Annotated in this window: 8 protein-coding genes; 6 read left to right on the top strand and 2 right to left on the bottom strand. The window is 57.8% G+C overall.

What is annotated here, in order from left to right; translation table 11 throughout:
* Nucleotide 1 precedes the first annotated feature (1 nt).
* On the bottom strand, nucleotides 2-976 hold the full coding sequence (locus B1C80_RS21385) for an acyl-ACP desaturase (protein ID WP_236648877.1): 975 nt from the start codon (nucleotides 974-976) through the stop codon (nucleotides 2-4).
* A 224-nt stretch (nucleotides 977-1,200) separates the two neighbouring features.
* Between B1C80_RS21385 and B1C80_RS21380 the strand changes: the two genes are divergently transcribed.
* Nucleotides 1,201-1,968 (top strand): 1-acyl-sn-glycerol-3-phosphate acyltransferase, encoded by a 768-nt coding sequence (locus B1C80_RS21380; RefSeq protein ID WP_077923339.1) that lies wholly within the window; start codon nucleotides 1,201-1,203, stop codon nucleotides 1,966-1,968.
* Nucleotides 1,969-1,973: 5 nt separating this feature from the next.
* On the opposite strand, the gene B1C80_RS21375 is transcribed toward B1C80_RS21380, so the two are convergent.
* Entirely contained in the window at nucleotides 1,974-3,368 is a 1,395-nt protein-coding gene (locus B1C80_RS21375) for a sigma-54 dependent transcriptional regulator (RefSeq protein ID WP_077923252.1), read from the bottom strand.
* Between the two features lie 73 nt (nucleotides 3,369-3,441).
* Here B1C80_RS21375 and B1C80_RS21370 point away from each other — a divergent pair, with 73 nt between their 5' ends.
* From B1C80_RS21370 to B1C80_RS21350, 5 genes are all read left to right on the top strand, one after another.
* Nucleotides 3,442-5,148, top strand: coding sequence for a glycosyltransferase family 39 protein (locus B1C80_RS21370; protein WP_077923251.1), 1,707 nt, complete (start codon nucleotides 3,442-3,444; stop codon nucleotides 5,146-5,148).
* Nucleotides 5,149-5,326: 178 nt separating this feature from the next.
* Complete coding sequence (locus tag B1C80_RS21365; protein WP_077923250.1) at nucleotides 5,327-6,574, top strand: efflux RND transporter periplasmic adaptor subunit; 1,248 nt, start codon at nucleotides 5,327-5,329, stop codon at nucleotides 6,572-6,574.
* Nucleotides 6,575-6,640: 66 nt separating this feature from the next.
* The gene (locus B1C80_RS21360) at nucleotides 6,641-7,318 is read left to right on the top strand and encodes an ABC transporter ATP-binding protein (protein ID WP_077923249.1); all 678 of its coding nucleotides are present in this window, start codon (nucleotides 6,641-6,643) and stop codon (nucleotides 7,316-7,318) included.
* A 254-nt stretch (nucleotides 7,319-7,572) separates the two neighbouring features.
* Entirely contained in the window at nucleotides 7,573-9,954 is a 2,382-nt protein-coding gene (locus B1C80_RS21355; RefSeq protein WP_077923248.1) for an ABC transporter permease, read from the top strand.
* A gap of 72 nt (nucleotides 9,955-10,026) precedes the next feature.
* Entirely contained in the window at nucleotides 10,027-12,498 is a 2,472-nt protein-coding gene (locus B1C80_RS21350) for an ABC transporter permease (RefSeq protein WP_077923247.1), read from the top strand.

The following is a 12,498-nucleotide window of genomic DNA, read 5'->3' as shown; positions in this document are numbered from 1 at the left end:
CTTACCCGATCCAGCTGAATTGATACTCGAGCGTCGGCACTTTGGTGCGTTCGGCAATCCGGCGCAGCCGGGCGGGCAGGGCCATCAGGTAGTCGCGGGCGCGCTGACCGGCATCGTTCAGGTCCGTCACGTTGGCGATGTTCCAGTCGGTCAGCAGCGAGTCGGCAATGTCGATGTAGTCGTGGGTGGTATATACACCCAGGCGCTGGGCCGCGTCGGAGAAGTGGCTGAACGTCTGGCCGATCTTTACGCCGGTTTCGCGCAGGAAATGGGCGGGCATCACGATTTTCTTGCGCATCATGTCCTCGAACGCCAGCATCATTTCTGACGGGTCTACGTCGAAGATCTGGCCCACAAATGCTTTATAGGCTTTGGCATGGCGCATTTCGTCAGACGCGATAACTCCGCATATTTTAGAGAGCTGGGGGCAGCCTGCCTGCTTGGCCAGGGTAGCGGTCCGGCGGTGCGAGACGTTGGTAGCCAGCTCCTGAAACGAGGTATACACAAAGTTGCGGTAGGGGTCGCGGCCGGTACCGATGTCGAAACCGTCGGCAATCAGGTACTGGGTCGATACCTCCATCGCGCGCATGTTGACCCGGCCCGACAGATACAGAAACTTGTTAAGCAGGTCGCCGTGGCGGTTTTCCTCGGCCGTCCAGCCCCGGATCCACTGGGTCCAGTTTTCGGCTTTTCCCTGCTCGACGCCTTCCATCCCCATCAGCCACGACTCGTAGGTAGGCAGGGCTTCTTCGGTAATGGTATCGCCAATCAGCACGGCAACGTAGTCGTACGAGAGTTCGCGGGCGCTTTCGCGCAGCTGTCTGATATCATCCAGAAACGACTCTTTCGTGGCATCGGGCAGCAGATCGGCCGGTTGCCAGTTGGTCTCGATGGGCTTGAGGTAGTCGCCGAGGAGCGTATCGATTTTTTCGCCCACGAAGCGCATGACTTCAATACGGGAGCCGGACAGTGTCATTGGGGAGGTCACGATATATCGGGGTAAGGGGTACTGGCTTACGCTTGTTTACCGAATCGGAAGGCAGTAACCGCTGTGAAGATTAGGTTAAATAAAAAGACAAAGTACGTTTAAAACGCGCGATCGTTCTATTGAATTCCACCTTTTATCTATGCGTAGCGACCTGCGTTGCTAAATTTGGTCCAAAATGCATGTTCGGAGCGAGTCTGCTCTGGTCGGGTGGTATGAAAAAACTTCTGGATTATGTGCTGAGCAGTATCTATCTGCTCTATTTCGGGTTGGTCCTGCTGGTCTTCCACGTGCTTCAGGTTGGCGCGTTTCACCTGTTTGGCAAGTCGGCCCACAAGACGGTCGTCGACTGGCTGAACGCCAGTATTGCGTTTGGGTGGTACCTGACCGGCTCCCGTATCCGGTTTAGCGACGTGAGTCACCTGCCCACCGACCGGCCCATTATCTTCGTGGCCAACCACCAGAGCATGTTCGATATTTCGCCGATGATCTGGTTTTTGCGTCGCCACACGCCCATTTTCGTGTCCAAGAAAGAGCTGGCCCACGGGATCCCCAGCATCTCGTACAACCTGCGCCGGAGCGGGGCCGCCCTCATCGATCGGAAAGATCCCAAGCAGGCCATCACCGAAATTGCCCGGCTTGCCAAACACATTCAGCAAACTAGCCACTCGGTGGTTATCTACCCCGAAGGAACCCGATCAGCATCGGGCCAGATGCGGCCGTTTGCTACGGGTGGCCTGGCGGTGCTGCTCAAGCGGGCCCCTGCTTCGCTCGTAGTACCGATCGCCATCCGCGGTACGGGTCATTTTAACCCCACCGGCATCTTCCCGCTCCGGTCGTTCTCGCGGCTGTCGTGGACGGTGCTGCCTGGTATAGAGCCCGCCGGTAAGTCGGTCGATGAAGTGGTTCGCCAGACCGAAGAGGCCATTGCCCACGAGCTGAACGTAGCCGTACCCGGCACCCGGACGGGCGCTATCGACTGAGCCGACTACAAGCCGAACTTCTCCAGCCGCCGGTACAGCGCCTGTCGCGACAGCCCCAGTTCCCGGGCCACATCGGTGATGCTCCCCTGGTATTTCAGCATGGCCTGCTGAATGGCTTTGCGTTCCAGATCTTCCAGTTGCAGGGTTTCGCTGACGGGCGAAGCGGTAGAGGGGTTTTTCCGGAATACGAAATCGCCCGGTTCGAGGGTGGAGCCTGCCGACAGGATGACGGCCCGCTCAACGGCATGTTGCAGCTCGCGCACGTTACCCGGCCAGCCGTACTGTTTCATCTCGGTCAGCAGCGCCGGACTCAGGCCCGTTACCGGCCGGTTATACTGTTTGGCGTACTGCCTGACGAAATGTTCGGCCAGGGGTTTGATATCGTCGGGGCGCTGGCGGAGGGGGGGCAGGGCCAGCTCGATGGTGTTGATGCGGTAGAGTAAATCCTGCCGGAAGGTTTTCTCGGCCACACGTTCGTTGAGGTCGGCGTTGGTCGCGCAGATCAGCCGCACATCGACCGGCCGACCTTTGTTGCTGCCTACGCGGGTCACCTGCCGCTGTTGCAGAACGGTGAGCAGACGGGCCTGCTGCGACGGCGTCAGGTTGCCGATCTCGTCGAGAAAAATGGTGCCGCCTGCCGCTTCTTCAAACCGCCCGGCCCGGTCGTCGCGGGCGTCGGTAAATGCCCCTTTCACGTGGCCAAACAGTTCGCTTTCGAACAGGCTCTCGGTCAGGGCGCCCACGTCGACGCTGACAAACGGCTTGTTGTGGCGGTTCGACTGCTCATGGATAGCCCGCGCAATCAGGTCTTTACCGGTGCCGTTTTCTCCCAGAATCAGCACGTTGGCATCGGTAGGAGCTACCCGCTCAACGGTGTCGAGAACGGGGCGCATGGCCGTTCCGATGATCGATGTAGTTTTACCGGCGGCCGGGCTGCCTCCCGGGCCCGACCGGCCCCCGCGGTTGGCGCCGGGGCGACCCGACGATTTGCCGGTATCGCTGGATGAGCTATCATCGTCGGGTCGGTTGATGGCCGCCCGGATCGTTTCGAGAAACTTGTCGTTCTGCCAGGGTTTGAGTACGAAGTCGACCGCTCCGGCTTTCATAGCCCGCACGGCCATGTCGACATCGCCATAGGCCGTAAAAAGCACCACCCGCGCCTGCGGGTCGATATCCAGAATCCGCTCGAGCCAGGCAAATCCTTCGCGACCACTGCTGACGTCGCGCTGAAAATTCATATCGAGTACAATGGCATCATATCGGTTGTTGTTGAGCAGGAATGGTAGTTTTTCGGGATTTTTCTCGATATCTACCGTACCCAGATGGCGTTTGAGCAGCAGCCGGGCCGCCAGCAACACATCCGGATCGTCGTCTACGACTAGGAGTTTAGCAGTTTGCATAGACCAAAGATAGGGTGATGAGGTATTTCGTTGCTTACTTTGGGAAAAATCGCTTACGGGCACTACCTGCCGAATGACCCAGACTTATGTTTTGCCGGACCGCTGGTTCTATACCCTCACGGCGGTTGGGGTGTTGCTGAATGCCACGGGCCTATTTCCGCCCGTACTCGAACCCGACGGAGCGCTCTACGCCTGTATTGCCAAAACGATGGCGCAGTCGGGCGATTTTGTCAATCTCTACGCCGTAGGGGCCGACTGGCTCGACAAGCCGCACTTCCCGTTTTGGGTGGTAGCGGCCAGCTTTCGACTGTTTGGGATCAATACCGTGGCGTATAAGCTACCCGCGCTGCTGTTTTTTCTGGCCGGTGTAGTCTACACCTATCGGTTTGCGCGACTTACATATACAAAAGCCGTGGCGCAGGTTGCCGTACTGGTTTTGCTGACGGCTTTTCACGGGGTATTGTCGAACAGCGACGTCCGGGCGGAACCCTACCTGACGGGGCTCATCATTGGGGCGGTGTATCATTTCTGGCGGGTGTACTGCGGTTCCGACCGGGCGCCTGGCCAGTGGCTTCAGCTGGGGCTGGGGTCGTTGCTGACGGGCTGCGCGCTGATGACAAAGGGAGTTTTTGTGCTGGTGCCCATCGGCGCCGGCCTGGTGCTGCACTGGTTGCTGACGGGCAACTGGCGCGAGCTGCTGCGGCCGCGCTGGTACGGGGCGGTGGCGCTGTCGCTGCTGTTCACCCTACCCGAAATCTATTGCCTGTACCAGCAGTTCGACCTACACCCCGAAAAAGTGGTTTTTGGGCAAACGGGCGTGTCGGGCGTGCGATTTTTCTTTTGGGACAGCCAGTTCGGCCGGTTCTTCAACACCGGGCCGATCAAAGGCGAGGGCGACAAGTTTTTCTTTGTTCACACGCTCCTGTGGGCCTTTTTGCCGTGGTCGTTACCACTCTACCTGGGCGTTGGCCGGGCCGTGGCCGGGCTAATCAAACGCCGGGATCCGCTGCCGGAGTACGTATCGCTGGGGTCGGGGCTGGCTACGTTTGCCCTGTTCTCGCTGTCGGGCTTCCAGCTGCCGCATTACATGAATATCGTCTTCCCCTTCTTTGCTATCCTGACGGCTCAGTATCTGGTAAGCCTCTCTCCTGCGGTGCTGCGCCGGTGGACCCTTGGCCAGTCGGTTATCGGGGGGCTGCTGGTGGTGCTGTCGGTTGGATTGCTGCTGGTGGCGCAGCCCGACTACCTGAGCGGAGCGCTGGGCTGGGTGGCGGCCATGGTGCTGGCTACGATGCTGCTGTTCCGGACAACGGATCTGCTGTCGCTGATGGGGCGTATGGTGGCGGCTGTGCTGGTGCTGTTCGGGGTGGTGAACCTGTTTTTGTATCCGGCCTGGCTCGATTATATGGCGGGTCGTACGGCGGCCCGGCTGGTCAATGAACAACCGGCCCGCCCCCGGCCGGTCACCCTGCTCTACATGCCGGGAACGGGCGTTGGCGGGGGCAGTTTCTGGTCCTATGAGTTTTATGCCAGCGGACCAGCGCGCTACGTCCGGTCCGACTCGGCGGTGCAGGCGCAGCTCCGCCCGGGGCCACAACTGACATTTACCACGGCTGCCGACGCTGACTCGCTGGCGGCCCGTGGATTTGGGATTCGTCGGCTGGCTACCCTGCCTTATTTCCACGTCAGCACCCTGTCGTACGAGTTTATCAACAAACAGACCCGCGCCAAAACCCTGGAGCCCTACGTGCTGGTGCAGATCTGCAGCCGGGCTGACTGAGGGCCGGGTGCTGAAAGCGGACAGGAAATGTCCGATAGCGGACAGCCAGACTCGCGAATGTGCTGGTAATTGCTTCGTTATCAGGGTTATAGTAAAATTGGCATAGCATTGGCACAATCAGGGGTAAATGACCAGGTTCGAGTCGTTGCTGCTCGTTTGCCTTTTGACACGTTAACTTATGGATCGCGCCTTACCTAAACGCTTCTGGACTCAACAACGCCTGCTGCTTTCGGGCGGTAGTGTATTGATTCTGGGTTTGCTGGCTTACACACTTTTTTTCGCCGACCGCCGTTCGAAACTGAACGTCGAGAAAGACAAGATCACCGTATCTGCCGTCACGACCGGCCCCTTTGAAGATTTTATTGCGGTAACGGGCGTGGTGATGCCGCTGAAAACGATCCGGCTCGACGCCATCGAGGGGGGCTACGTCACCGATAAACTGGTGGAGGGCGGTACCCAGGTGCAGAAAGGGCAGGTATTGCTCAAGCTGGAAAACCAGAACCTCAAGCTCAGCTTCCTGCAATCTGAAACGGAAGCCAACCGGCTCGTCAACGACCTCCAGAACACCCGTCAGCGGCTGCAGATCGAACGCTTTACCCTCCGCAAAACCCTGGCCGACCTCGACGCCCAGATCGAGCAGGCCAAAGATGCCTACGACCGGCAGGTCAAGCTTTTCAAAGATAAGGTCGTTTCGGAAGAAGATTACCTGAGGGCCAAACGCACGTACGAGCGGCTGTCGGGGCAGCGGAAGATCGAGATCGAGTCGCAGAAATACCAGGAAGACAACGCCCGGATACAGATCAAACAGCTCGAAGAGACGCTGGCCCGCACGCAGCGGAACGTAGCCCTCTGGCAGCAAACCCTCGACAATCTGGTGGTGAAGGCACCCGTAACGGGCCAGCTCTCCAGCATCGATGTCGAGGTAGGGTCGAACATCAACCGGGGGCAGAATATTGGCCAGATCGATGACCTGAACGGGTTCAAGATGCGGGTCGGGGTTGATGAACACTACATCAGCCGGGTGTTTGCCGGTCTGAACGGCTCTTTCGAGTTCAACGGTAAAACCCACGCCCTGACCATCAGCCGGGTATATCCGGAGGTGAAAAGTGGCCGCTTCGAGGTCGATATGATCTTTCCGAACGGCGCTCCGGCGGGTATCAAACGGGGCCAGTCGTCGCCAATTCAGCTGGAGCTGGGCAAAGCGGCTCAGGCTACGCTGCTGCCGGTGGGTGGTTTCTTCTCCGATACGGGCGGTAACTGGGTTTACGTGGTCGACAAGTCCGGCAAACGGGCTACGAAGCGCCCGATCACCCTGGGTCGTAAAAACCCCGAATATTATGAAGTGCTGGAAGGTCTCCAGCCCAGCGAGCAGGTCATCACCAGCAGCTACGAGAATTTCGGGGATAACGAAGTGTTGGAGTTTTAATCTTTTGCCAGGAAAACCTAGTCTGTCTATCCCTGCCCATCGTGCAGCCCTGTCCAGAATATAACTATGATCCAGACAATTAACCTTCAGAAACTGTTTGCTACCGAAGAAGTAGAAACCACCGCCCTCAATGGCATTTCGATGGACGTCAAAGATGGGGAGTTCGTCGCCATCATGGGTCCGTCGGGTTGCGGCAAATCGACCCTGCTCAATATTCTGGGTCTGCTCGATAACCCTACCGACGGCGAATATAATTTCTACGGTACGGCGGTGGCGAGGATGACCGAACGCCAGCGGGCCCAGCTGCGCAAAGGCAGTATCGGCTTTGTGTTCCAGAGCTTCAACCTGATCGATGAGCTGACGGTCTACGAAAACGTAGAGCTGCCGTTGCTTTACCTGAAAACCCCCGCCGATGAGCGCAAACAGCGCGTAGAGGCAGCCCTGGAGCGGATGGCCATCATGCACCGCCGTAATCACTTCCCGCAGCAGCTGTCGGGTGGTCAGCAGCAGCGTACGGCCATTGCCCGGGCGGTAGTGGCCAAGCCCAAACTGATTCTGGCCGATGAGCCGACGGGTAACCTCGATTCGAAAAACGGCGAAGAGGTCATGAAACTGCTCGGTGAACTGAACGACGAGGGAACAACTATCATCATGGTGACCCACTCGCCCTACGACGCTGGTTTTGCCCATCGCATCGTAAACCTGTTCGACGGTAAAGTCGTCACCGAGAACTTTCACGTCTAAAGACCCGCCCGGGTGATTGCGATCGCCCGGGCCATCCGGATAAGTGGTCCGTGGGGACACAGACCGTGGTACGTGGGGTCGGTCACCGTGGTGCGTGTCCTCACGCACCACCCATGCGTCAGAAAAGCCATCCGGATAAGTGGTCCGTGGGGACACGGACCACGGTGGTGGGGGATCAACCACGGGGACTACGGCGCCGACCGTACAGGCCGTTGTCAGGAGACAGCTTGATTTGGTCATAAACATTACCCATTATGTTTCGGAATTATTTGACAATCGCCCTGCGGACGCTGTGGCGTAACCGGCTGTTTACGGCCATCAACGTAGTAGGGCTATCGGTCGGGCTGGCTTGTGTGGTTGTGCTGGTGCTGTTTGCCCAGCAGGCACTGACTTTCGACGGGTTTCATACACAGATCGATCGGATCTATTCGGTGCAGACGCAGTCTGACGGCCAGGCTTACAACCAGACCGTATACCCGATTCTCGATCAGATGCTTCGTGATTACCCCGAGATCGAGACCGGAACCCACGTGCAGAGCTGGAACAACCCCTGGATCCAGTATGGCGACAAATACATTCAGAAGCAGACGGCCTATGTCGACTCTACCTTCTTTCGCATTTTCAGCTTTCCACTCAAGTATGGCGATCCGGCTACGGCCCTGCGCCAGAAACGATCGGTCGTTCTCAGCGACGAAACGGCACAGAGCCTGTTTGGGGATGTGAACCCGGTTGGAAAGGCCGTCACCCTGGACGATTCGCTATCCTACACCATTACGGGCGTGCTGGACAAAATACCGTCTAACTCGTCGCAGCAGTTCGAGGTGCTGATGCCAGCGGCCAACCTGATGGATTTTCCGGGCTTCAGCGAAAATGCCGACTGGTACAACGGCTTCGCTACGGTCTTTGTGCTGCTTCGGCCCGATGCCGACAAAGCCGGGCTGGAAGCCAAACTGCCGCAGCTCGTCAAAAAACACTTTGCGCCGGAAGGGCAGAAGCGCATCATCCGGCTGGGAGCCTATAAAGAGTTCATTCATACCGAAAACCCTACCTTTTCGAACCTGATCTACGGTGCCGTTACGATTGCTGCCTTTCTGCTGATCATCATCAGTATCAACCTGATCAACCTCAATACGGCGTCGGCGCTGCCGAGGGCCAAAGAAGTAGCCATGCGGCAGGTGGTTGGCGCCACGCGCCAGCTGGTGCTTCGTCAGTTTTGGGTCGAATCCGGGCTGGTGGTGCTGGCGTCTCTGGCCTTGTCGGTCCTGTTTGCCGTATTTTTCCTGATTCCGCGTTTCAACCAGCTGCGCGACGGGCGTATGCAGCTGGAAATTGCGTGGGCAACCGACTACCCAACCATACTGACTGTTGCCGGTATTGCCATCCTGGTGGCGCTCGTAGCGGGTACGTACCCGGCTTTGTATCTGTTGGGCCTGAAAACGACTGAGGCCGTAAAAGGTAAACTCGCGGCCAGTCCCGGCCGGGGTCGCCTGCGGCAGAACGCCCTGATTGTACTCCAGTTTACGCTGGCTGTCATCTTTATCCTTGGCACGATCGGGTTGCGGGAGCAGATCCAGTTTATGAAACAGGCCGACCTGGGCTACGACAAAGACAAGGTGCTGGTATTTAAAACAGACCTGGCTTACCGGAACGAAGCGGCTGCCCGATCGCAGGGCCAGGCTATTCTGGCTAAGCTCCGGCAAGACCCTAACGTGGTTTCGTTCACCAGCTCGGAGCTGACGCCGGTTAACTTCTGGAACAACTTCAACAGCTACTACCCCGACGGCGACGAAGCCCGGCAGGTGCGCATTCGACACGTAACGGGGGCCGTCGGCTTTACCGAAACGTTCAAAATTCCGCTCCTCGAAGGGCGCAACTTTTCGGACAAGACACCGGCCGATTCGGTCAACCACGCCGTCATCCTAAACGAGTCGGCCATGAAAGCCTTTGGCTGGACAACGGCGGTCGGTAAGAAGCTGCGCCAGCTGAATAACAACGAGGTTTTTACCGTGGTCGGCGTCACTAAAGATTATCATTACCGCAGCCTGAAAGAGCGGGTCGAGCCCATGCTGCAGTGGTACGGCGGTCGGGAGCAGCTGAGCAGCTTCCTGTCGGTGCGGCTGGCTGATGAAGACAAGGCCCCGGCGCTGATCCGGGAGCTGGAAACCCAGTTTGGGAAAATACCGGCCCGCCGAACGCTGTCGTATGTCTACCTGGCCGACGAGATAGGAAAGACCTATCAGTCGATCGAAAGCATCTGGCGGATGGTCAGCTTCGTGACCATAATAGCCATCCTGATCGCCTGCGCGGGTATTTTCGGGCTGATCTCGCTCGTGGCCCGGCAGCGAACCAAAGAGATTGGCGTTCGAAAAGTGCTGGGGGCCTCGGTGGTCAGTATAGCTGCGCTGCTCTCGTCCGACTTCATGAAACTCGTGGCGCTGGCCATTCTGATTGCTTCGCCCCTGGGCTGGTGGCTGGGGGTTAAACTGCTCTCTTATTTTGCGTACCATACCCAGGTGCAATGGTGGTACATTGTGGTAGCCGCTTTGCTGGCTATCGGTATCGCGCTGGGGTCGGTTATCTTCCAGGCCGTTCGGGCGGCTCTGGCAAATCCGGTGACCTCTCTACGGTCGGAATAAAAAACAATGAATGGATGATGTACAACGAATAGTGTTCATCAGCATCCCCATTATCCGGTACTCCCCAACGTCATGCTAACGAACTATCTCAAAATCACTTTTCGCGGTTTGGCCAAGAACAAGGCCTTCTCGTTTATCAACATCGTTGGGCTGGCAGCGGGACTGTCGTGCTGCATGCTCATCTGCCTCTACGTCTACGACGAACTGAGCTACGACACGCATCACCCCGACGTAGCGCAGTTATACCAGGTCGGGACGGTGTTCGTAAACCCCGATGGGGAGGAGAAAACGGCCGCCACCCCCTACCGCCTGGCCGATGCGCTGCAACAGGAATACCCCGAAATTGGCAGCACAACCCGACTGGTGGGTCTTTTCGGCGACGACAAGACGTTGCTCCGCGCCAACCCTGTCGGGAACATAGCGAACAGTAAACCAGCCGTCTTCTACGAATCGAAAGGTTACCTGGCCGACCCAACGTTCTTCTCCTTTTTTCGGTATGACTTTGTAGAAGGCAACCCCAAACAGGCCCTGGCCAATCCACACGCTATTGTGCTGTCGGAGACAATGGCGCGTAATCTGTTCGGTAATCAGTCTGCCCTGAACCGGACCATTCACATCGAGAGTAATACCAACGGCGTGGGCGACTACACCGTCACGGGTGTGTTCCGGCCCGGCACCGTGCCCTCGCACATCGACGCCCGGTTTTTTCTGTCGTATGCCGGGGGGGGCCTGTCGCAGTACATCAACGGCACTACGGGCATGGTAAGCAACAACATGTTTTTTACCTACCTGAAGCTGAAGCCCGGCACCGACGCCCGCAAGCTGGAAGCCAAACTGCCCGCCTTCGTGGAGAAATACATGCGGAAAGACCTGGCCGTGGCCGGGCGCGACAAAAAGCAATTTCTGACCGCCGTGCGCGATATTCACCTCCATACCGACCTGACGCACAACGTAACACCCAACGGGAGTCTGACGTACCTCTATGTGCTGGGCAGTATTGCGCTGTTCACGCTGCTTATTGCCTGCATCAACTTCATGAACCTCAGCACGGCACGGTCGGGCAAGCGAGCCGCCGAGGTGGGCGTCAGGAAGGTACTGGGCGCCGAGCAGGCGTCGTTGGTGCGACAGTTTCTAAGCGAAGCGCTGCTGTTCAGCGTGTTTGCGTTTGGGCTGGCACTGGCGCTGGTTTGGCTGATGACGCCCGTTTTTGAAGCCGTATCGGGCAAAACGCTGCACTTTTCGGTAGGTCAGCGGCTGGGGCTGGTGGCTACGTTCTTTGGGATTAGTTTGGCCACGGGTCTGCTGGCGGGCAGCTACCCGGCTTTCTACCTGTCATCGGTCCGGCCCATCACCGTGCTGAAAGGCGGGGTCGGCCGGGCGGGTGGGTCACTGGCAGCCGTATCGTTGCGCAAAGGGCTGGTGGTCATGCAGTTCACGCTGTCGGTGATGCTGATGATCGCGCTGGTGGTCATTGCCCGCCAGATGAATTACCTGCGCTCGGCTGATCTGGGATTTGCCTCAGCGCATCAGCTCATTATTCCGCTTCGGAGCGAAACGGCAAAGACCAGCTACCCAGCCCTGAAACAGGCATTGGTCAGCACGGCGCAGGTACGTTCGGTGGGGGCATCGGCCTATTATCCAGGTATTTTCAACCCCGAAGACGCCCGGCTTTACGGCGAAAAGCAAGTTGCGGCCGATGCCAAAGTGACTCGCATGAATCGCGTCGATGCAACGTACCTGCACACAATGGGCATCGAACCCGTGGCGGGTCGGCTCTTTTCGGTTCAATTTCCCGGCGACACGAGCAACCGGGTTATTTTGAACGAGAAAGCGGTGAAGGAACTGGGCTACCCTTCGGCTCAGGCAGCTATTGGCAAGCCCGCCATCGCCAACCGGGATTCGGAAAACTACCGCAGCATAATTGTCGGCGTAGTGAAGGATTTTCACTTCGAAGACCTGCACGTACCCATTACACCCTTTGGGTTCACGCTCAATCTGAACGGCAACTACAATTACGTCGTGGTGAACCTCAAGCCCGGCGATATGCAATCCACCCTGCAATCACTTGGCAGCGTCTGGCAGCGGTTCAATTACGCCGAGCCGTTTGAATACAGTTTCCTGGACGCCGAATTTCAGAAGAATTACGAAGCCGAAAACCGCCTTTCGACGCTGGTAAGCTACTTTACGTTTATCGCGATTCTGATTTCGTGTCTGGGTTTGTTCGGGCTGGTATCGTTCAATGTAGAGCAGCGGGTGAAGGAGATTGGCGTTCGGAAGGTGCTGGGCGCAACCGTCGGCAACGTGGTGATGCTGTTGTCGAAAGACTTCCTGAAACTTGTGCTGATGGCGGTGGTGCTGGCCTCTCCGCTGGCCTGGTGGGCCATGCACCGGTGGTTGCAGGGCTTCGCCTACAAAATCGATATTGAGTGGTGGTACTTCGCGCTGGCGGGTGTGCTGGCGGTGGGCATCGCGCTGCTGACCGTGAGTTTTCAGAGCGTAAAAGCCGCTCTGATGGACCCGGTAAAATCACTAAGAGCAGAGTAA

Source organism: Spirosoma sp. 209 (assembly GCF_002006735.1).
In the GTDB taxonomy this organism is placed as follows: domain Bacteria; phylum Bacteroidota; class Bacteroidia; order Cytophagales; family Spirosomataceae; genus Spirosoma; species Spirosoma sordidisoli.
Note: the sequence above shows the minus strand (reverse complement) of the source record. Positions and strands in the feature narration are given on the sequence as shown.